We start from the raw sequence: 21,092 nt of genomic DNA on the forward strand, positions 1-21,092 counted from the left end.
ATATAATCATTAAACCAAAAAAGGAAATTTCATGACAAAGTTTATCGCGCGACCAAATACCAATCCAAATTTATCAAATTTCACTCTACTAGCAAATAAAAATATATCCCAAAAGCCTGCGTACAAATGCTCAATCAGGCGTGATAAAATTGTAGCAGCTATCACTATAAACCAAGCCGCTTGGCTTAAATTTTAAACGCGATTAGACCATGGCAGAAAACGATCAGGAAAAAACCGAAGAAGCCACCTCCAAAAAAATAGAGGACGCAAAAAAGGACGGCAATGTCCCCAAAAGCCAAGATTTAGCAGGCTTTATAACTCTTTTTGTGGCTATTTTTGCAGTAATTTTACTCCTTGGCTTTCTTGGTGATCAGTTTTTTGCCCTTTATAGATATTACCAAAGCTTGATAGGTCAAGAGATAGACGCAAAATTAATTTATACCGTCGCTATCGATACGATACTTAGGGTTCTTTTGATGATTTTGCCGATTACCATTTGCGTGGCTATCGCAGGAATTATCGCGAATTTAATCCAATTTGGTTTTATATTTACCACAAAACCTCTTGAACCGAATTTAAACAAAATAAATCCGCTCAAAGGTCTTAAAAATCTATTTTCTCTAAAAAAACTTATCGAATCCATCAAGATGACCTTAAAAGTTACGATCGTGTTTAGCGTAGGGTTTTTTATGTTTTTAAGCTTCATAAAAGAGCTTCCGCATACTATATTTTTACCTATGATAGCTCAGCTTGAGTGGCTAAAAGAAAAGATGATAATACTCGCCTTTGTCATGCTTATAGTGCTTTTTGCGATAGGACTAATTGATGTCTTGATAGTAAGATTTCAGTATTTTAAAGATTTAAGAATGACAAAACAAGAAGTAAAAGACGAATATAAGCAGATGGAGGGAGATCCGCAGGTTAAGGCTAGAATTCGGCGCCTTCAAATGGAAGCAAGCCGCAAAAGGATGATGCAAAATATCCCGGAAGCCGATGTTATCATCACAAACCCGACACACTATGCGGTAGCGTTAAGATATGACAAAACCAAAGAAAAAGCTCCGATAGTTCTAGCTAAAGGGGTTGATTTCTTAGCCCTTAGGATAAAAGATATAGGCATCAAAAATGGAGTAAAAATCGTAGAAAATCCACCCCTTGCAAGAGAGCTTTATAAGGTATGTGATATAAACGATATGATCCCTGCAGAGCTTTTTAGAGCGGTTGCGGAGGTGCTAAGCTTTGTTTATATGAGCGATAAAAGCAAATTTGGCGATAGGCTTAGGTAAATATACAAATTTCAACATCCACTCAAGCGGCAACAGGCTTTAGGAAATAATTTCCGATATTTTTAAAACGCGCAAATTTACATAAATTCAAGAAATTACAAAGTGCCGACAAGCAAATTTAAGGGAGAAATCTCCCTTAAATTTTATAAGTAGCCAAATACTCCGGCTAAGATATAACCAACCACACAAGATACAAACACACCAAGAAGACCGGGTATGATAAAGCTGTGATTGATAACGAATTTGCCTATTTTGGTAGTTCCCGAGCGGTCAAACTGGATAGCGGCAAGATCGCTTGGATAGGTAGGAAGTATATAATATCCATAGCAAGCAGGTGCAAACGCAAGGATGATCGCAGGACTAACGCCGATACCAAGAGCTAGCGGCACGAAAGCTACCAGTGCGGCGGCTTGGGAATTTACGAATTTAGAAACTAAAAGCAGCATAACCGCATACGTCCAAGGGTGCTGTTTAACGATATCGCCAAGAGCTTCTTTCATCATCGGAGTATGCACGGCAAACATCGTCTCAGCCATCCATGAAATTCCAAACACCGCAACAAGTGCGATCATACCCGAGCGGAAAATTTCGTTTTTGCTGATCTTGCTCGCATCCGTTTTTGTAAAGATGATGATAAGCGCTCCGGCTAGCAGCATGAAAATCTGAATAACATCAACCATGCCCATAGGAGCCGGCTTTTTAACGCTATCTTTTACTAAAATTTTAGCCGAAGCTATGGTTTCGCTCTTGCCCTCTTCTATCAACTCCACGCCTCCGTTTTGAGCGCTTAACTTTTGAGTCAGCTTGCCGTCTTTGGCGTAAATTTCGATATTTTCATAACTCATAGAGCTTTTTGCCTTACTTGCAACAACGCTCTCTTCGATCTTGCCGTCTTTTACTATCGCGACTATTTTGCCGTCTTTTATGTTAAAGCTCTTTACGGTCTTGCCGTCAGCTACAACCTCAACAACTTTCGCAGGGCTTGATTTCGGCCATGCAGGGCGAAATTCCTTAAAGTATCCGAGAAGTGCGACGATTGCGATAGCTCCTAAAAATATCCACATCGCATTCCAGCTTGACTGAGGAAGCTTTTGTCCAAGCAAAGACACTCCTTCGCCATAAACATATTTCTTAAATTCAGGATCTTTAATTTTTTCTTGAAATTCCTCGTCTTTATCAAGATCTTTTCCTCTAAACCAGCTAAAAATTCCGATAGCCAAAACACCGCAAAACGTAGAAGGTATCGTTATCTTAAGAAGATCGATATACCCGTCAAAGCCGGCTAAAGGAGTCTTTGCATTTACCAAAAACGCGGTTAAGGTTACAACAGCCACCGAAACCGGACTTGCTATGATTCCCATTTGTGCAGATACCGAACTTGCAGCCATAGGACGCTCCGGACGAATGCCGTTTTTAATCGCTATATCATAAACTATCGGTAAAATAGTATATACAACGTGTCCGGTTCCGCAAAGTATCGTTAAAAAGCAGGTTACAAAAGGCGCTAGGATACTTACATATTTTGGATTTTTCCTTAAAATTCTCTCCGCTATTTGAAGCATAACGTCAAGTCCGCCGCTTGCTTGCAAAGTTGCGCTCGCAACGACAACGGCAAGTATGGTAAGCATAACGGCAATTGCGGGCTTGCCAGGCTGTATATGAAATCCGAAAACCAAAACGATAAGCCCGATACCGCCTAATAAACCAAGCGCTATACCGCCCTTTTTAGCTCCGTAAAACAGACAAATAAGAACAACTAAAAGCTGAATGGCAAACTGAGTGCCTTCGCTTAAACCGGTTAGAAACTCCATTAATTCTCCTTTTGGAATATTATTGTTCCGCAATAATTTTAGCAAACATAGGGGGTTAATTAGCTTAAATTTATAGTTTTTATTAAATTTATTTTTTAATAAGATAATTTAAGATTATTAACAAACAAAAAATATTATCGTTAAAAACCGATTTTGAAACTTAACGATAATATCAATAACGAATTTATCTTTAAAATTCGTTACTTTAAAATACTCAATCGCCAAATTCAGATATTACTAAACTTAAATTTGACTACCAAGTAAATTTACAAAAAATACTGAGAATAGATACTTGAATTTATTGACTTACTATCGTTTAATCTTATTTTTGCAAGAAGTAAGAAATTATACTTTTTTATTTTTGTAATTTAAAATTATATCAACAAATTACCTTAAGGAAATACTTATTAAGTGCGATCACCGCATTAAAATTTTAAAAAGGAGAAAAGATGAGCAGATCTTTAAAATTTATATTCACCGCTATGTTTTTGGCTCACGGTGCGTTTGGAGAGGATATTATTGTTCATAAAATTTATGAGGCGACAAACGGCGAAGACGGACTTGAGCAGTTTAATTTAAATGAGATCAACCTGATAATAAGCGATATAAATATGCTTTATATGAGCGGTATAAATACGGCTAAGCAAATAAGAAAAGTCGATAAAATAGTGCCTATAATATTTATAACCGCCTATGATACCGAGCAAAATTTAATAGAAAGCATAAGCTTAAACAGCAAATTTTTCCTTAAAAAGCCTTTTGACAAGCAGCAACTTTTAATATCAATGATAATGGCTCTATCCGAGGAAAAGGGAGATGATAGAGCGAATTTAATAGATCTTAAAAACGGCTTTACATATGATATCGAAGCTAAAATTTTAGCTAAAGAAGATCTAGCGATTGAATTAACAAGAACAGAACAAAGACTTTTAAACCTGCTGGCAAACAATAAAAACAGAGTTATATCTTATGAGACCATCGAATCTTACACATGGCAAGGCAAATTCGCTTCGCCCGAAACCATACGCAACTACATAAATCGCTTAAGGAGTAAAATTTACCCTAAGCTAATAAAAAACGTACAAGGGATTGGATATAAAATGCAGCTTGAATAGCATAATACTATAAATCAAATTTTTTCTTAAAATACTCTAAATCATACAAATGAGATTTTTCAATATTGTGTATTCCATATTTCTTTTCTAGAATATTGCTTAATCGTATTATTCTAACATCGTTTGCCAAAGGAGAGAGGATCACCTTATCTATAGTCTCTTTAAAATACCCGATATGCAACAATTTTACCTTTTCTAATCCAAGAAGCTTTGGTACTATAAATACCCTATATTCTGATTCATAATCATACTCTCTTCTCTTAATAGACAATGCATTAAAAGCTAATCGACCATAATCAAATTGCTCTTTATTAGTAGCTTGCTTAAAGTAATTTGCTATTTTCTCGTCTGTCATATATTCAATCTTATTTATTTTTATTGAGTTTACTAATTGCCTTTCAACATCTCTACCACTAAAATGTAAATTCCTATCTTTAAAACAATCATTATCTATTAAATACTTAATTATGGATTTTATTATTTTTCTTGTTGTGGTATGTACTAAAACACCAGTTGAATTTGCAAAATTTTTCCACATGGCTTCACTTTCAATCTTTTTATTCAAAGTAGACATAGCATAAATACCATGAGAAATTTCAAGTCTATTCACATAAGCATACTTTGAATAATTTGTTAATTTTGAAATAAAATCTTCAAACGGATCATCCCAATTTGAGGGCTTTTGAAAAGTAAATTTGTCATTACGCAAAGCACTCAAAAACCGTCTTAATTTGTAATATTTTTGCAAATTAATATCATTGATTTCATTATCCTTCATTATACCTTCAGTTAAATTATCAATATCTAATAAATTTTTATTCATAGCATACTTTCTCTCTAATACACAAACTAAATTTTAATCTTAATTCAATTAAAAGCCAAATTTAAACTAAATAAATCATAAAAATGAGTTCTTTACTTAAGCTCGCCCCAATTTTTAGCTATATTCAGCGAGCTTTTAAGAGGCACGTTGAGTTTATATATATCTTGCATGATCGCTTTGGCTCGCTCGCCAAATTCCTGCGCATAGCTATCCTCAACCTCAAAGATGAGCTCATCGTGAATTTGAAGCAGCATCCTAGCTCTAGCATCTAAAATTTCTCTGATCTTTACCATCGCAAGCTTTATGATATCTGCCGCAGAGCCCTGAAATATCGTATTTACAGCCTCGCGCTCATACATGGCTACTTGCATAGGAGTTGCCGTGCTAAAGTCAAAAAACCGCTTTCTGCCAAGCAGAGTTTTTACAAAACCGTTATTTTTAACTTCGGTTTTAATGCCTTCTAAAAAGCCCTTAATGCTTGGAAAAGCCTTGAAATAGCGCTCTATATACTCTTTTGCTTCAGTGCGCGAGATACCGACCTGCCCTGAGAGTTTGCTTGAGCCCATACCGTAGATAAGACCGAAATTTATGCTCTTTGCAACCGCACGGTTATCTCCGCTTGCATCGCCAAATATACTAATCGCCGTGCGCGCGTGGATATCTTCATCGTTTGCAAACGCCTCAAGAAGCGCGCTGTCTTTGCTAAAATGCGCAAGCAGTCTAAGTTCGATTTGACTATAGTCAAGTCCTACGAAGCTAAAGCCCTCCTTTGCCTCAAAGGTCTCTCTAACCTCGTAAGCAAGGCTTCCTCTAGCGGGGATGTTTTGCAAATTCGGATTTTTGCTTGAAAGCCTACCCGTGCTGGTGCCGGTTTGCATAAAATTGGTGTAAATTCTATGTTTTTCATCTTTTTTAGCTAGGCTTAAAAGCGGCTCGCAATACGTGCTTTGAAGCTTATAAAGCTCACGGTAGCCAAGTAGCTTTTCTATCACGGGATGTTCGCTAAGAAGCTCGGTTAAGACCGCTTCGTCGGTACTGTATCCGGTTTTTGTTTTCTTTTTTGCAGGCAGTTTTAAGTGCTCAAACAGCACTTCGCCAAGCTGCTTAACCGAATTTATATTAAAGCTCTCCCCGCTTAGTTCGTAAATTTCAGCCGTTAAAGCCTTGATGTTTATGTCATTTTGCAAGATGAGCTTTTGCATTTTTTGCGTATTTAGCTTGATACCTTCGTTCTCCATATCAAAAAGCGTCAAGATAAAAGGAAATTCATGCTCATTGGCAAGTTTTATGAGTTTTGGATCTAGCAAATTTAAAAAGCTTTTATAAAATTTTAAAGTTATCCAAGCGTCCTCGGCTGCATATTTTGCCGCATTTTCCAAATTTACGCTCGCAAAAGTTTCTCCCTTTTTCACTACATCTTCAAATTTGATCGTATCATAGTCATAAAGTCGCTTTGCCAAAGCGTCCATTCCGACCGCTTGCGAGGGCTCGCTAAGCCAAGCTAGGATCATCGTGTCTTTAAAATTTGCAGGCGGATTGAGATCTAAATTTTGTTTTACCACCTTAAAATCGTATTTTAAATTTTGCCCGATAACGCAACCTTTATAAATTTGAGCTACCGCCCAAGCCGCAAATTTGAGGCTCACCTGCTTAGGTGCGCCAAGATAACTGTGCGCAATAGGCACGTAGTAGCTATCAGTGTCGTTAAAACAAAAGCTAAAGCCGACTATCTTGGCGTTTGCCGCGTCAATGCCTGTAGTTTCGGTATCAAAAGCCACGATAGTATCATGAGATATATCTTCAAGCAGCCTTTCTATCTCGCTTTCTTCCGTTAAAAGATGAGCGTTAAACCCTAGCTTAAATTCGGCATTTTCATCGCTGTTTTGAAGCGATTTTAAGATACGGTTAAGATCATACTCTCTAAGTAGTTCGGCGACTTTTAAAAGCGGATTTGACGACGGGAATTTCGCCTTTTCAAAATCCATCACATCGACAACATCATCAAAAAGAGATGTTAGTCTCTTGCTTAAAAACGCACTCTCTTTGCCCTCTACTAGCATATCTTTGGTGCGATCGTTTCTTATAAATGCCAAATTTTCATATATGTTTTCCAGATTTCCAAACTCGTCAAGTAGTTTTTTAGCTCCCTTTGCGCCGATTCCTTTAACGCCCGGTATATTATCCGAGCTATCTCCGGTAAGCGCTAAAAAATCACGAATTTGACTAGGCAAAACGCCGTATTTTTCGACACAACTTGCACTATCGTGATCGATTTTGCTTTGCGGGCTGTAAATGCTTGTCTTGCCGTCTTCTATGAGCTGATAAAGATCCTTATCGTGCGTTACGATTCGCACGAAGATATCTTGCTCTTTTGCGATTTTAACGGCAGTTGCTATGATGTCATCAGCCTCATAGCCCTCCTTGCTAAACGAGCAAAGACCCATTTTTTCGATCATATCTATACAGATAGGAAGCTGCTCTTTTAGCGGTGCGGGTGGCTCTTGGCGGTTGGCTTTATAATCGCCCGCGATCTCATGGCGAAGCGTTTTGCCCTTGCTATCAAGCGCAAAGATAATATAATCGCTTTGAAATTCGTTTTTTAAATTCATAATAAAATTTGCAAATCCGCTTATCATCCCGCTTGGCTTGCCGTCACGGTTTTTTAAATTCGGCATTGCATAATAAAGCCTGAAAAAAAAGCCGAAAGTATCGATTATCGTTAGAGTTTTTTTGCCGTTCATTGTATTTCCTTAAATTTGCAGATTTTATTAAAAAGAGTTTTTAAAGCTAAATTTGAAGCGAAAAAGCTTCGCCTCAAATCAAAAGCGATGTTACATTTTATCTTGAATTTCGCTTATAACCTCTTTTAAAATTTCCTCGTCAAATCCGTTTTCTTTGGCTAAATTTAGACTCGTTTGAGTTGCTATCTCGCTTAGTTGATGCTTTGGATTTGCAAGAGTTCTTATGATATAAAGCGCCCAAGCCGTTTGTTTATACTCATCAGGAGCGTTTTTAGGATCGTTTGAGTGTCTGATGTTTTCTATAATGCTTTGCTCAAATCCCCAATGATCAAAAATATCGGCAGTTATAAGAATGCTCGTGGTGTTAAAGTTATTCATCTCAACCGCGCCTATATCAAAGCTCATAGCGATATCGTCTTTAAAATACATCACCTCATCGCGTCTTATGACCTCATCGGAGATTAAAATTTTGCCCGTATCCTGAAGAAGCGCACACAAAAACAGATCATCGGCTTTTTGAGGAGCTATGCGCTTAAACCACGCTTTTGCGATCACGCTTTGCAAATTTGAGATATTTACAAACTGCTCAGGGCTAATTCCGTAAGGCTCAACGCTTACTTTTAGCATACCCTGCACGGTTGAGCTCATGACTAAGGATTTGGTCATACTTTTGCCAAACAGACTAACGGCTTGCAGAGTTGTTTTTATCTGCCTGTTAAAGCCGTAAAGCGGAGAATTTGCAGTTTTTAAAATTTGAGCAACCATCATAGGATCGCTTTCTATAGCCTTTGCAAGCTCTCCTACACCGGCGTTGTCGTCATTGCAAATATCTAAAATTTTTTGAAAGCTCTTTGGAAGCGGAGGGAGAGTTTTGATCCTTTTTTTAAATTCTTCTATCATCTTTTGTCCTTACGAAAATTTAAGAAATTGTAGCAAAAATTTACTATAAACAAACTTCACTTCGTTTGTAAATTTCACGCAAAAGGATCAAAATTCATATCTTCATTCCAGATGTATTCCATTAATTTGGCGATATCACGTGCGGTTTGCAAGCCGTGAATTTCAGAAACAAACCCAAGCACCATATCAATTCCCGCAGCAACTCCGCTTGAAGTGTAAAATTTGCCGTCTTTAACCCATCTGGCGGGCTTCATCCACTCTACTTCTTTGCTTGCAGAGGTTACAAATTCCCAAGATGATTTGTTACTAGTGGCTCTTTTGTTTTTTAAAACTCCTGCACGAGCTAACAAAACAGACCCCGTGCACACGCTTAAAACAACCTTGCTCATATCGGCTAAATTTCTTAACTCGCTTAAAAATTTCTCATCGTTTATAAGCTCTCTTGTCGCAAATCCGCCAGGCACAAGCAAGATGTCGTGGCTTTTTATTTGGCTTAATTTACGAGTTAAAATTTGAGAATTTACGGAGCTTTTAACCGCTCCGCCGTAAAGAGAGAAATACTCTATCTCATAGTGCTGCTTAAGCCTTGAAAACACTTCAAGCGGTCCAAGCGCATCAAGACTGGTGTAATCATCAAAAAGCAAGACGTTTATGTGCTGCATGGATTTTCCTTAAATATCTAAAATTCGTGAAGAAAGTTAATAAATTTTTTATATCTTTTAATAAATTTCAAGTTTCATTAACCCATAAAAGCTAAAGCCGTTATGAAGCTCGCATCCTAAAATTTATCTATAAATCCCACAAGATATATCCTGCACCAAGAACAAAGGCTGCTGCGCATATCAAGCTAAATATCTGCATATTGCTAAGACGAGAATTCTTTGTGTATTCATTTGTATCATCTTTGGGGTCGCTTAACTTCTCGGTCTTAAAATCAGAGATATCGCCCACATCGTCATGATCGAAATAGTATTTAATGAGTTTTAAGGCCTCTTTTTTAGAAACTTCTTTAGTCGCAACTATATTATCATCGCTATTAAGCAAAATTTCCACTCTTAAAATTTCGCTATTTTCAGTCCTGCCAAACCGCAAAAAAGAATCTCCGAATAAAAGCTTAAAATAGTGACTTTTATACTTCCAATGTATCTCATCAAATAGATACTTTGCCTCTTCAAAACAAAATAGTTCACCACCGTGTGCCAGTACGGAAGTAGCGTCTATCCATCTTCTCTTTCTAAACTCCAAAAATCTCACGAGTTTTTGAGCCACCCCTAAGTCATTAGAATAGATCACAAAAAGTTTACCGTCCTCCTCCTCATCTACTCGCACATCAAGTAGTCGCGATAGCCTGTATTTAAGGCTCTCTTCTTCTTGCTTGCTAAAATATCTCTCGTCATTCATAGGAAATTCTTCAAAGATAAGATAGGTAAAATACTCGTCAAATACTCTAACGATCGGAGTATTCTTAAAAGGATAGTTTTTGATCCTAAACTCCTTTATACACTCCATATCAGATCTTTTATCAAGCCTTTTAAAAAGATCATCGGCATTTAAACGAATTTTATCATCATACTCATATCCAAACGGATAATCAACTTTTAAAATTCCCCCTTCAAAGCTCTCAAACATCGTTTCAAAGCAATATGTACCACCTTCCTCCACTTTTTTCATATCGCTAAGGCGCATGATAATAATCTTTTTAGCATTTCCCACTCGCTTCACATATGCAAGATATCTGGAGTCGTTAGAGAACATAATGGCGCCTTTAGCATTATCTTCGAGCTTTCTTCGCGCCATTCCTTCCCCGCTTAGCCAAACTCTACCGCGCATACTTCTACGGCTATCATATCTTACATACTCAAGCGTAAATTTACCGTTAGGGCTAACTAGTCTTATGTAGTAGCTGTAAGGAGATGGGATTTTAAGCTGCATTTTTTCGCCGATAGGCTCATTTGCAAAGAGCTCATCCGCGTTTGCTACTATCTCCTTTTTTGGCACATATAAACTGCCCATAACGCGTTTATCTCGCTCATGGTCGTAAAAAAGCTTTAAAATTCCACCTTCAAAGCTTTCAAATATCATCATTGACTCACCTTCAGTCTGCTTTATAGCCATATCTTCAAGCCTTATCATAATGATATCTTGAGAATACTTACCATCCCATTTAGCATAAGCAAGATACTTTGAGTCATCAAACCATATGATAGCAGGAGCAGTGCTGTCTCCAAGCATCTTGCATCTGCCCTCTTTATCAAATAGCCAAGTTTCGCCCGAAGTTGGACCACCCATCGCAATTTCGGTGCAAGCGAAATACGAGAGCCTAAATTTTCCATCAGGACTATCAAAGCTTTCTCCATCTGACCACGGCGAGGTTCTATATTTACTCATAAAGCTCCTTTGATGAACCGCTAGGATTGATATTTGGGATTATTTTACACTACTAAATTTTACACAATGCAAACAAATTTTTTAAAGACCTGAGTTTTTATTTAGCGTTCTAAGCGCTCTTTTTACGATATATGCGGTCTGCTTGCTTTTGCTTTGCTCGCTCCACCGAGAGCAAATTTCACGCACAAATTCAGCTTGCGTTTTGCTCGCGTCGTTTAGCCAGTTTGCCACGCTATCTTGCACATATTTTGAGCTATCGCTTTTAAGCGGCTCAAGTATGGCTAGTGCGCGCCAAGGCTCGGCTTTAAGTGCCGATATATGCTCGCACCAAACTCCGCGCGGTCTTGTAGCCTCGCTTGCAAATCGCCTGATATTAGCGTCTTTATCAAGTGCGAATTTTGAGAGAATTTCTATGCTTTTGTCTAAATTTGAGATGACTTTACCTCTCACGCAAAGCCAAGCGATCTCTCTAACGCCGAAGTGAGAGTCCTCTGCAAACGGCTTTATGGCGTTAAGAGTAGCGCTTATATCAAGTCTCTCATCGCAAGCCGTCATATAAGCCGCCCAACACCTCACCGTATCAGATCTGTGTGTGCTAAAAGCTTTTAAAATTTGTCCGCTTTTATCCGTGCTTGTAATCTTAAAAAGCTCGGCGCCAATCGTCTTGCTGACGGAATTTGCGCTTTTGTTTTTAAGGCTTTTAACCTGAGCTAAAATTTGCTCTAAAAATTCGCTTTTGTTTATTTGTACAAGCACGTTTGCAAGCAAAATTTCTTGATCTACTGCGAGCCATTCGGTCAAATTTGCCGTTTGGATCTTGCCTGAATTTAACCGCTCTAAAATTTCGATAGGAATTTCGCTTATCGATCTTGCGCCTTTACGCTGAATTTCTTTTACCTCTTTATCTTTTCCCACGGCTCGACATCTCCATTTACGGCTTTAAAAATACTCATTATCCTAACTTCGCTCACGCGTAAATTTCGCTCATACATAGTGCTATCTCGCACTCTTAGCTTATCTTGCAAAAACGCAAATTCATACTCTATCTGACCGCTTGTAACTTGCACCGGCGATAAATTCTGGCTGTTAAAGACGTCTATCTTGCTTTTGTCAAATTTATATCCTCTTTTTAAGGCCTCCTCATAAACTTCTTGCAAATAGGCATTTATAAGCTCTTTGGGATTATCATGTGCATAAAATCTATCAAGTTGCGGATGATTTTTGTATCCCTTTGTAAGCCCATTTAAAACGTGCTTTGCTAAAAGCGCCTCCCTCCATAGCGCTACCAAACCTTTTGCGTCCAGATAAACAGGACTGATCATCCAAAGTCTCATTTTGTCTCACTCCTTAATTTATCTACTATCTGCTTTGCAAGAGCCGTTACCATAGCATTTTCATCCATATACCAGTACGGCAGTCGCTCGTGATCTTTATATGGCTGATGAAGCATGCTTTTTACGGGCGGATGCATAAAAATTTGGTTAAAAATTTCAAGCTCTTTTGGATAGGTAAAATATAAATTTAACTTAGGCTTTTGATTGTCGTTTCGCCAAGCGGCAAATTCGCGAGAGAAATTTTTATATTTTGGCATTTTTATTTGACTAAAAATTTCCTCGTCAAGCAAAATTTTAGCAAGGCAGTAAATGCCGTGCGCAGGCATGCAAAGCAGCTTTTTGTAAGGCAAAACGTCTGTTTTATTATATCCCGCGCAAAAGGCTTGCAAATTCTCGCTTATCGCTTCCGCATCCTTATCGCAAATTCCTATCATGGCGGCGATTTGAGCTCGTTCGTTAGCAGGCTTTTTTGAGTTTATAAATTTCCTAGCCGCCTTTAATGACATCTCAAGCTTAACCTCATTTTTATACCACATCGCAAAAAACAAATTTATACCCACAACTAGCAGCGTGTAGCCGTTTTTGCTAGCTACGATGTCTTGCGGGATTATTTGATTAACAGCTTCAAAATCACCGCACGCAACGCTATTTAGCAACTTAGAAAATCTAATGCAATGGTCATATCCGCTTGCGCTTCCCGGTATGAGTTCCAAGCGGTTTTGCTGAAATATAAGGCTGTTTAAGTCCTTCCAGTCGCGCTTTTCAAGGCACTCCTTAAACCAAATTTCATAAAGCTCTTTTGTATGCCTAAACGAAATCTGATTTATGACTTCGGCGATATAGTCTTGTGTGCCAGCCTGCTTCTTTGCTACACTTAGTATGCGCTTGCAAATTTCAAGATACTCACTGAGTATTCTTTGCATCTTTTTTGCTCTTTTTAGCCTTCATATCCTCAAGCTCCTGGGCTAAAAATTTACCCGTGTAAGAGCCTGTTTTTTTGTGATTTTTAGCCACCTCTTTTACGCTTCCGCTAGCGATAATCTTACCGCCTTTTGAGCCGCCCTCAGGTCCCATATCAACTATATAATCGCAATTTTTAATCACGTCCATATTATGCTCGATCACAAATACCGAATTTCCAAGCTCGACTAGATGATGAAGCACTTGCGTAAGGCGATCGACATCGGCAAAGTGAAGTCCCGTAGTAGGCTCATCAAGTATATAAAGCGTATTTCCCGTATCGCTTCTACCAAGCTCCTTTGAGAGCTTCACGCGCTGAGCTTCGCCGCCGCTTAGTGTGGTTGCGTTTTGCCCAAGCGTAATGTAGCCAAGCCCGACGTCTTGCAGGGTTTTAAGCTTAGCGTAAATTTTAGGAACCGCTTTAAAAAACTCTATCGCCTCATCGATACTCATATTTAGCACATCTGCAATACTCTTGCCTTTGTATAAAATTTCTAGCGTCTGAGCATTATATCTGGAGCCGTTACAAGCATCACAAACCACCATCACATCGGGCAAAAAGTGCATCTCTATCTTTATCTCGCCCTCACCTTGGCACTTCTCGCATCTGCCGCCCTTGACGTTAAAGCTAAAGCGCCCGATCTTATAGCCTCTAAGCTTTGCTTCCTTGGTCTGCGCAAAGAGATTTCTTATCTCGTCCATCACACCCGTATATGTCGCAGGATTTGAGCGTGGCGTGCGGCCTATGGGGCTTTGGTCAAGGTAGATAACTTTATCTAAATTTTCAAGTCCGCTTAAATTCACGCCCGCTATCTTTTTAACTTTTCTGGCTCTATTTAGCTGCTCTTGTGCTTCAGGAAGCAGGGTTTGAAGTATGAGCGAGCTTTTGCCCGAACCCGAAACGCCCGTAATACCGACTAAATTTCTAAGCGGAAATTTAGCGCTTAAATTTGAGATATTGTTGATATTTACGTTTGAAATTTCTATCCACTTTTCTTGTTTTCTGTTTTTTTGATAGTTGATGTTTTTCTCACCGCTTAGATATAAAGCTGTTGAGGTGTTGGTCTGCATAAGGCTTTTTACATCACCACTAAATATAATCTCGCCTCCGAATTTACCCGCTGCAGGACCGATATCAACTACAAAATCAGCCTCCTCTATCGTCTTTTTATCATGCTCTACCACGATTACGGAGTTGCCTTTTGACTGCAAATTTCTAAGAGTTTTGATAAGCTTTAATGTGTCTCTTTCATGAAGTCCGATACTTGGCTCATCAAGCACGTACATAACGCCGCTTAGCCCGCTTCCTATCTGGCTTGCGATACGAATTCTTTGCGCCTCGCCACCGCTTATCGTGCGGGCATCACGTCCAAGCGAGAGATAGCCAAGCCCCACGTCATAAAGAAAATAAAGTCGCTCGTTTATCTCTTTTAAGATAGGCGAAGCTATCATGCCATCTTGCTCACTTAGGTAGTCAAATTTGCTAGAGTCTGAGAAAAACGCAACGCAATTTTCTATACTCATATCCAAAATTTCACCGATCCCAAGCCCCGCTACGCGCACGGCTAAAGATTGCGGTCTAAGCCTGTGTCCGCCGCACTCAGAGCAGCCTCTTTCGCTCATATACTCGCCAAAATCCTTGGAGTCTTTTAATAAATCGTAGCTAATCTTTACCGCACCTTCAAATTTACGCGCTATCTTGTGTCTTTTCCAGAAAAACTCAACCTCTTTTGCGTTGCCGTAAAGCACAAGTCGCTTTTCATCTTCACTTAGCTCAAAATATGGCTTTTTGGTGTCGATACCGTTTTGTTCGCAAAATGCAAGCAGAAATTTATAATAATAGCTCATATTGTAGCCGTAAAGTAGCTTGATAGCGCCGGTTTCTACGCTTTTTTCCTCGTCTATTATCTTATTCATATCAAGGCTGTAGCGAATTCCAAGTCCGTCGCAATGCTCGCAAGCTCCTTTTGGAGAGTTGAAACTAAAGCTAAGCGGCTCAAGCGGAGTAAATGAAATTTTGCAATCAAAGCACGCCATATGCTCGCTGTAATGTATAAATTTCTCTTTTAAATTTAACTCGTCGGCATTAGTTATCTCGATCTCGACTTCGCCGTAACTCTCGCTCAAAGCCTTCTCTACGTCTTGAGCCAGACGCTGAAGGTTTTCATCATCGATAACCAAGCGATCGACTATGACTTTTATGGTGTGCTTTTTAGTTTTAGCTAGCTCGATTTCCTCATCAAGCCTTACCATCACACCGTCTATTTGGGCTCTTACGAAGCCTTTTGCGCGCAAATTTTCGATTAAGTCCGCCCAAGTTCCCTTTTTTTCTCGCACAAGCGGAGCGTAAATCACTACTTTAGCGCCCTTAGGAAGCTTTGAAATTTCGTTTATGATATCGCTTGCACTCATCTTTGAGATTGGCTTGCCGCACTGATGACAATGCTGAATGCCGACGCGTGCATAAAGCAACCTTAGATAGTCGTAAATTTCGGTTATCGTGCCGACTGTAGAGCGAGGGTTTTTGCTTGTGGTCTTTTGATCGATTGCGATTGCCGGCGTTAGCCCTTCGATCTTATCCACATCAGGCTTTCCGACCTTATCCAAAAACTGCCTTGCATAAGCAGAAAGACTCTCGATATATCGTCTTTGTCCCTCGGCATAAAGCGTATCAAAGGCTAGAGTGCTCTTGCCAGAGCCTGAAAGCCCCGTAAAAACTACCAATTTGTTCTTTGGAATTTCTAAATTTATATTTTTTAAGTTGTGCTCGCGGGCACCTGTGATTTTGATTGTATCGTTCATGATTATCGCCTAAATTTTAAGTTATTTATTTTAATCAAAGCGGTATAAATATCTGATTAATTTTGAAAATTTAAGATATAATCAATAAAAATATTTTAAGGTGGTTTTAATGAAAGAAATTCAAAATTCATACGACAATCTCCCCTATTTTTCAAGCGCATTTGCGGAATGCTCTCCGCTAAGAATGGAAGCTGTGGCTTCGTTTTTATCATTTGCTCCGCCAAGTAGTAAAAGCGCAAAAGTCCTAGAGATAGGGTGTAGCTATGGCGGGAATTTGTTTCCTTTTGCTATAGCAAATCCAGACGCTAAAGTTGTCGGCATAGATCTAAGCGAAGTTCAGATAAATAAAGCAAAAGAGCTTGCAAAACAGATGCGTGTGGATAATATAAAATTTATCCAAAAGGATATCTGTGAGTTAAGCGATGAGGATGTAAAAGAATTTGGCGAATTTGACTATATCATCTGCCATGGAGTTTATAGCTGGGTTCCTGATGTGGTAAAAGACGCGATACTAAAAAGCATCAAGAGGCTTCTTAGTAAAAACGGCATCGCCTATGTAAGCTATAATGTCTATCCGGGCTGGAAGATAAAAGATATCATCAGGGATTTTTTGATATTTGGAACAAAAGAATTAAAAGACGAGAGCGAGATAGTAAAGGCAAACAAAGCAAAAGAGCTCTTAACTGTTTTTAAAGAGTATATGAAATTTTGCTCTCAAGACGGTGTGAAAGCCGATTTTACAAATGCAAGGCTACTTCTAGAGCATATACAAGGCATAGAAGACTCTAAATCAGACTCCTACATAGTGCATGAGTATTTAGAAATTTTTAACAATCCTATATATTTTAAAGATTTTGCAAAAAATCTTGACGACAACAAGCTTGCTTACCTAACGGATGTAAACCTTGATGACGTATTTAAAGCCGATCTTGGACTGGAAGGCTTTGATGAGTATATCAATGCAAATTTCAGAAATAGGATAGACAAGGAGCAGGCTATTGATTTTTTCACAAATAAAGTATTTAGAAAAAGTCTCATCGTGCACAAAGAGCTAATAGGAGAGGATTTTCACGTGGATATAGGTCCTAACGAACTTAGTAAACTTTATATCGTTTCGCTATTTGTCAAACAAAAAGACGGCAATTACGTAAGCATCAAAAATCAACAGATGAAACCAAACTACAACTGGCTATATCAGGTGTTTAGCGAAGTATTTCCGGCAAGTATAAATTTCGCTCAAGTTGCCGAGCTTTTAAAAGACAATGAAAACTCTCTTAAATCCGCATATATGGGATTTATGGAAATTTTATCCGCCGATTGTGCATTATTTAGCCTTCATGAAAAGCCAAAGATAGTCTATGAGCACGGTAAGACTAGACTAAAAGAGCGCATTAGAGGATATTTTGAATATTTTAGCGCGGAAGATAATCCAGTAATAATGAATGCCAATGAGTTTAACAATATGCTGGATTTATCAAATTTCGATGCATTTATAGCGCTTAAATTTAATGGCAAAAATACAATCGAAGATATCATAAACCAAACCGCAAAATTTGCCAAAGAACGCGGTCTTAGCTTTACGCTTACGAGCGATAATTCGCAAGTAAAAACTCAAACCAAAAAGGAATTTGACAAAGCCGTTAAAGACTATATAAAAGATCTTGAAAACAAGCTAACCTCAGCTTATTTGTTTGAAAATTTTTAAATCTTCTCGGCGAGAATTTATCCTCTCGCCGAATTTTACACTCTTTTAAAAATCTAAATTAATATTTTATTTTAAAGTTTACTTAGTTAAAATCGTATCGCTTAGAAAATAAAAAATCGATAAAAAGGAGAAAATATGGAGTTTTTGCAACTTCTAATGATTCTAATCGCTATGATTATCATCATTAAAAAACCGGAAAAAGAGAAGCTCGCCTTCGGTCTGGTCGTAGTCTCTTGGCTATTTATGATGTATCTTTATATAGGACACAAGTCGGCGGCTTTGCTTACGACTATCAACCTATAAGGAGGCAAAATGAGAACACAAGAGATTAAAAAAGCTAAATTTTTCTATACGCTTATGTGCTTAGCGGGGTTTTTGATAATTTTACTACCCGTAGGAATAGCAAATTTGTACTTTGGTTACGCGCTAAAAGATAGCCCATGCACACTCTGCTGGGGTCAAAGAGAGGCGATGATATTTATCGGTGTCATGGCGTTTTTTATCGTTAGATACGGAATGAAAGCAAGATATCTTGCGATGATTTTGATTATGGCCGGGTTTGGTTTGTGGCAGTCTTTTGCACACTTTGGCATACACGCTCACCGAGATCTTGACCAAGGATTTGGGCTTGCGATTTTTGGAATTCATACATACTTTTGGGCGGAAGTAGTATTTTGGGCGGTAGTGCTGATTCTTGGCGTGATATTTTTATTCGCTCCTAAATTTAGCGCATTTGAGGACGAACTTGACGGAGAAAGCATAAGAAAGATTTCAAAGCCGGCTCTTTACGCATTTATGATTTCAGCGTTTATCGTAGCTTCAAACGTATTTCAAGCTTTCGTTAGTACCGGACTTCCCCCTTATTACGGACAAGGCGATCCGGTGCGCTTTACGCTAAATCCAAAATACATCATCTGGAGCGATAGCGGATATAAAAAACACTGGAACAGCATATCTTTCCTTGGAAAAAGAGACGTGAAAGCACCTGATTACGCATTTGCTCCTGCCGGCGAAAAGCTTGGCGTAAAATTTGATAACAACTCAAACAATGCGCCTCTTAATATCGACGAAAATGTCCAAATAGCTTCCAAAAAAGAGCTTGAGTTTAGCAAGCCTATAAATTCGCTTGATTTCATTCGCGGTGAATTTGTGGCAAGTTCAAAATGGGAAGTATTCTTTATGGACGAAAATTTCAAAGTTACGAGCGATTTTGAGATAGATCCTTACTTCTCGGCAACAGTAGATCCTATCATAGGCGTGATACCTTTTATGGATGATAAATTTATGCTAATGGGTTCAAACAAAACTCTTTTAAGATTTGCTAAAAATCCAAATGCAGACGAAGCGCTTCAGTATGCGGATTTCGTAAGAGGAAATGATAAATTTGAAGGTCAAGGCAAAGGCTTGGGACGCGGAAGAATTGACACTGTAAGAGCCAAATTTCATCACATCGCAAGTATGACAACGGACGGCAAATACGCATATCTTGCGACAGTTCCGAACAACAAAGATCAGAAAAAATTCGTTATCTCAAAAGTTATGCTAAGCGATCGCACGCTTTCGGGCGAATTTACACCGAGTGCAAATTTAAAGGATGGCAAAACCCTTGGCGATCTTTACGTAACATCAATGACTTATAAAGACGGGCTAATCTACGCGCTTAGCAAAAATCACAACGTTATCGCGGTAATCGATCCAAAAGCTGAAGAAGTGATAAAGACCATAGCCTTTCCAAGCGAGATCAAAAACGCAAGAAGCATATTCTTTAAAGACGGCGTGATGAATATCTTAAGCTACCAAGATGGTAAAAACACGCTGTTTACGCTAAATTAATAAAATTTAAGCGGCTAGAAATTTTCTAATCGTAATTACAAGGATGGTCGTTATAAGAGCGATCATCCAGTATTTTTGTTTCTTTTTATCTATGGCGTGCGATGTCTTTACGCCAAAATACACCCCAAACAAAGAGCCAATTCCGATAGCGACGCCTATATCGTAATGAACCAGCCCATGCGAAGCAAGGCTGATAAAGCCAGCAGTTGAGCTAAACACTACGAAAAATAGCCCGGTGCTGACTGCTTTTTTGATATCATAGTTTAAAAAGCCGATAAGTGCTGGCATAACAAAAACCGATCCGCCGATACCCACGCTAATAGCAACCGCTCCCGTGATAAGTCCTATGGCAAACAGTAAAATTTGCGAGCTGTTTTGCTCTCCTTTTGGCTCAAGCGGGCTGGTTAAAAGCTTGGTTAAATTTATCATCTGAGCGGTAATAAGCGCGCCAAGTAGAAATTTAGACGAAAAGTGAGAGACTATAAATCCGCTGCTAAGCGCACCGCAAAATCCCCCGAGCCCAAGCACCAAAGCGGGTCTTAAATCAAGCATCTTGGAGCGTAAATTTACAAACGAGCCAAAGATGGAGCTAAATACCATCTGCATTATGCTAACACCGATTGCGTATTTGATATCGTATCCCAAAAGTATCATCGCAGGCACGACTACCGCGCCGCCTCCGATACCGAAAAATCCCGAAACAAAACCGACTAAAACGCCCAAAAAAACATATCCGATAAACATCTTTAACCTTTTGGCAAATTTTAGCATTAAGCTTGTTAAAGTATAATTACGTTTTAATCTAAATCTAAAATTTATAAAGGAGAACAGGTGAAAAAACTGCTCATATCGGTAGCTGCGATAGCGTCGCTGGCATTTGGAGGTGAAAGCATGCTTATAAAAGGCACAAACAATCTAAGCGTAGATGAAACGGTAGCTAAATTTAGCAATATTCTTAAAGAAAAAGGAGTTATGCTTTTTGACGTATTTAACCACTCAAAACTAGCCAAAGAGGCAGGTCTTGAGATGACTGAAACCAGCGTGGTGGTATTTGGCGCACCTAAAGTCGGAACGCTTTTAATGAAGTGCGAACCGCAAATCGCGCTTGAGCTACCGCTGAAATTTTTAATCTACAAAGACGCAGGCAAAACAACCGTAGCTTATGAGGATATCAAAAATATCGCTAAAAGATACGGCGCTCAAAACTGCGACATAGTCGAAAAAATAAGCGGAATACAAGCAAATTTCCACAAAGCTTTAACGGAATAATCCTAGACCTCTTTTGAGGTCTAGCCCGCTTAAATTTGAATCTTTTTTACTCAGCGCACTCTACTTTAGCGACCTAAATTCAGCCCTTTATGCATATAAAAGCTCTTTTTACATATAATATTTCA

At 38.7% G+C, this 21,092-nt stretch carries 18 protein-coding genes; 7 read left to right on the forward strand and 11 right to left on the reverse strand.

The genetic code is table 11. The annotated features are described in order from the left end of the window. The first annotated feature begins 31 nt into the window (after positions 1 to 31). Positions 32 to 196 carry a hypothetical protein gene (locus tag CDOM16188_RS07340; protein ID WP_172200923.1) on the forward strand — a complete coding sequence of 55 codons (165 nt, stop codon included), beginning with the start codon at positions 32 to 34 and terminating at the stop codon, positions 194 to 196. A gap of 13 nt (positions 197 to 209) precedes the next feature. After that, entirely contained in the window at positions 210 to 1,286 is a 1,077-nt protein-coding gene (gene flhB / locus CDOM16188_RS07345; RefSeq protein ID WP_172200926.1) for a flagellar biosynthesis protein FlhB, read from the forward strand. 143 nt (positions 1,287 to 1,429) lie between these two features. Here flhB and CDOM16188_RS07350 read toward each other — a convergent pair whose 3' ends face one another. Then, positions 1,430 to 3,097, reverse strand: coding sequence for an anaerobic C4-dicarboxylate transporter (locus CDOM16188_RS07350; RefSeq protein WP_172200929.1), 1,668 nt, complete (start codon positions 3,095 to 3,097; stop codon positions 1,430 to 1,432). A gap of 449 nt (positions 3,098 to 3,546) precedes the next feature. Between CDOM16188_RS07350 and CDOM16188_RS07355 the strand changes: the two genes are divergently transcribed. Continuing rightward, positions 3,547 to 4,212 carry a response regulator transcription factor gene (locus CDOM16188_RS07355; RefSeq protein WP_172200932.1) on the forward strand — a complete coding sequence of 222 codons (666 nt, stop codon included), beginning with the start codon at positions 3,547 to 3,549 and terminating at the stop codon, positions 4,210 to 4,212. Positions 4,213 to 4,219: 7 nt separating this feature from the next. Here CDOM16188_RS07355 and CDOM16188_RS07360 read toward each other — a convergent pair whose 3' ends face one another. The 9 genes from CDOM16188_RS07360 to uvrA all read right to left on the reverse strand — a co-directional run bounded on the left by CDOM16188_RS07360 (position 4,220) and on the right by uvrA (position 16,160). Next, positions 4,220 to 5,035 (reverse strand): DUF2971 domain-containing protein, encoded by an 816-nt coding sequence (locus CDOM16188_RS07360; protein WP_172200935.1) that lies wholly within the window; start codon positions 5,033 to 5,035, stop codon positions 4,220 to 4,222. A gap of 92 nt (positions 5,036 to 5,127) precedes the next feature. Next, complete coding sequence (gene polA / locus CDOM16188_RS07365; RefSeq protein WP_172200938.1) at positions 5,128 to 7,776, reverse strand: DNA polymerase I; 2,649 nt, start codon at positions 7,774 to 7,776, stop codon at positions 5,128 to 5,130. Positions 7,777 to 7,866: 90 nt separating this feature from the next. Continuing rightward, a complete protein-coding gene (locus CDOM16188_RS07370; protein WP_172200941.1) occupies positions 7,867 to 8,676 on the reverse strand; it encodes an HDOD domain-containing protein in 810 nt (269 codons plus the stop codon). A 74-nt stretch (positions 8,677 to 8,750) separates the two neighbouring features. After that, a complete protein-coding gene (locus CDOM16188_RS07375) occupies positions 8,751 to 9,338 on the reverse strand; it encodes a DJ-1/PfpI family protein (protein WP_172200944.1) in 588 nt (195 codons plus the stop codon). 127 nt (positions 9,339 to 9,465) lie between these two features. Beyond that, entirely contained in the window at positions 9,466 to 11,064 is a 1,599-nt protein-coding gene (locus tag CDOM16188_RS07380; protein WP_172200947.1) for a hypothetical protein, read from the reverse strand. Positions 11,065 to 11,145: 81 nt separating this feature from the next. Then, positions 11,146 to 11,979: a DNA alkylation repair protein gene (locus CDOM16188_RS07385; protein ID WP_172200950.1), complete on the reverse strand. Its 834-nt coding sequence runs from the start codon at positions 11,977 to 11,979 to the stop codon at positions 11,146 to 11,148. Continuing rightward, positions 11,958 to 12,398, reverse strand: coding sequence for a pyrimidine dimer DNA glycosylase/endonuclease V (locus CDOM16188_RS07390; RefSeq protein WP_172200953.1), 441 nt, complete (start codon positions 12,396 to 12,398; stop codon positions 11,958 to 11,960). The genes CDOM16188_RS07385 and CDOM16188_RS07390 overlap by 22 nt, the downstream gene beginning before the upstream one ends. Next, entirely contained in the window at positions 12,395 to 13,321 is a 927-nt protein-coding gene (locus CDOM16188_RS07395; RefSeq protein ID WP_172200956.1) for a hypothetical protein, read from the reverse strand. Before CDOM16188_RS07395 ends, CDOM16188_RS07390 begins: the two co-directional genes overlap by 4 nt. Then, complete coding sequence (gene uvrA, locus CDOM16188_RS07400) at positions 13,302 to 16,160, reverse strand: excinuclease ABC subunit UvrA (protein WP_172200959.1); 2,859 nt, start codon at positions 16,158 to 16,160, stop codon at positions 13,302 to 13,304. The genes CDOM16188_RS07395 and uvrA overlap by 20 nt, the downstream gene beginning before the upstream one ends. 109 nt (positions 16,161 to 16,269) lie before the next feature. Here uvrA and CDOM16188_RS07405 point away from each other — a divergent pair, with 109 nt between their 5' ends. From CDOM16188_RS07405 to CDOM16188_RS07415, 3 genes are all read left to right on the forward strand, one after another. Next, the gene (locus CDOM16188_RS07405) at positions 16,270 to 17,865 is read left to right on the forward strand and encodes a class I SAM-dependent methyltransferase (protein WP_172200962.1); all 1,596 of its coding nucleotides are present in this window, start codon (positions 16,270 to 16,272) and stop codon (positions 17,863 to 17,865) included. Between the two features lie 135 nt (positions 17,866 to 18,000). After that, complete coding sequence (locus CDOM16188_RS07410) at positions 18,001 to 18,168, forward strand: dihydroneopterin aldolase (protein ID WP_169942241.1); 168 nt, start codon at positions 18,001 to 18,003, stop codon at positions 18,166 to 18,168. Between the two features lie 9 nt (positions 18,169 to 18,177). Then, positions 18,178 to 19,698, forward strand: a complete 1,521-nt coding sequence (locus CDOM16188_RS07415; RefSeq protein WP_172200965.1) for a disulfide bond formation protein B — start codon at positions 18,178 to 18,180, stop codon at positions 19,696 to 19,698. A gap of 6 nt (positions 19,699 to 19,704) precedes the next feature. On the opposite strand, the gene CDOM16188_RS07420 is transcribed toward CDOM16188_RS07415, so the two are convergent. Further along, on the reverse strand, positions 19,705 to 20,442 hold the full coding sequence (locus CDOM16188_RS07420) for a sulfite exporter TauE/SafE family protein (RefSeq protein ID WP_172200968.1): 738 nt from the start codon (positions 20,440 to 20,442) through the stop codon (positions 19,705 to 19,707). Positions 20,443 to 20,529: 87 nt separating this feature from the next. Between CDOM16188_RS07420 and CDOM16188_RS07425 the strand changes: the two genes are divergently transcribed. Next, positions 20,530 to 20,967: a DUF302 domain-containing protein gene (locus CDOM16188_RS07425; protein ID WP_172200971.1), complete on the forward strand. Its 438-nt coding sequence runs from the start codon at positions 20,530 to 20,532 to the stop codon at positions 20,965 to 20,967. Positions 20,968 to 21,092 lie beyond the last annotated feature (125 nt).

The sequence above is a fragment of the Campylobacter sp. RM16188 genome, from assembly GCF_012978795.1.
Classification (GTDB): domain Bacteria; phylum Campylobacterota; class Campylobacteria; order Campylobacterales; family Campylobacteraceae; genus Campylobacter_A; species Campylobacter_A canis.

Coding starts and splice junctions, on each gene's coding strand:
- CDOM16188_RS07340 (WP_172200923.1), top strand. CDS start 32: ATGACAAAGTTTATCGCGCGACCAAATACCAATCCAAATTTATCAAAT.
- flhB (WP_172200926.1), top strand. CDS start 210: ATGGCAGAAAACGATCAGGAAAAAACCGAAGAAGCCACCTCCAAAAAA.
- CDOM16188_RS07350 (WP_172200929.1), bottom strand. CDS start 3,097: ATGGAGTTTCTAACCGGTTTAAGCGAAGGCACTCAGTTTGCCATTCAG.
- CDOM16188_RS07355 (WP_172200932.1), top strand. CDS start 3,547: ATGAGCAGATCTTTAAAATTTATATTCACCGCTATGTTTTTGGCTCAC.
- CDOM16188_RS07360 (WP_172200935.1), bottom strand. CDS start 5,035: ATGAATAAAAATTTATTAGATATTGATAATTTAACTGAAGGTATAATG.
- polA (WP_172200938.1), bottom strand. CDS start 7,776: ATGAACGGCAAAAAAACTCTAACGATAATCGATACTTTCGGCTTTTTT.
- CDOM16188_RS07370 (WP_172200941.1), bottom strand. CDS start 8,676: ATGATAGAAGAATTTAAAAAAAGGATCAAAACTCTCCCTCCGCTTCCA.
- CDOM16188_RS07375 (WP_172200944.1), bottom strand. CDS start 9,338: ATGCAGCACATAAACGTCTTGCTTTTTGATGATTACACCAGTCTTGAT.
- CDOM16188_RS07380 (WP_172200947.1), bottom strand. CDS start 11,064: ATGAGTAAATATAGAACCTCGCCGTGGTCAGATGGAGAAAGCTTTGAT.
- CDOM16188_RS07390 (WP_172200953.1), bottom strand. CDS start 12,398: ATGAGACTTTGGATGATCAGTCCTGTTTATCTGGACGCAAAAGGTTTG.
- CDOM16188_RS07395 (WP_172200956.1), bottom strand. CDS start 13,321: ATGCAAAGAATACTCAGTGAGTATCTTGAAATTTGCAAGCGCATACTA.
- uvrA (WP_172200959.1), bottom strand. CDS start 16,160: ATGAACGATACAATCAAAATCACAGGTGCCCGCGAGCACAACTTAAAA.
- CDOM16188_RS07405 (WP_172200962.1), top strand. CDS start 16,270: ATGAAAGAAATTCAAAATTCATACGACAATCTCCCCTATTTTTCAAGC.
- CDOM16188_RS07410 (WP_169942241.1), top strand. CDS start 18,001: ATGGAGTTTTTGCAACTTCTAATGATTCTAATCGCTATGATTATCATC.
- CDOM16188_RS07415 (WP_172200965.1), top strand. CDS start 18,178: ATGAGAACACAAGAGATTAAAAAAGCTAAATTTTTCTATACGCTTATG.
- CDOM16188_RS07420 (WP_172200968.1), bottom strand. CDS start 20,442: ATGTTTATCGGATATGTTTTTTTGGGCGTTTTAGTCGGTTTTGTTTCG.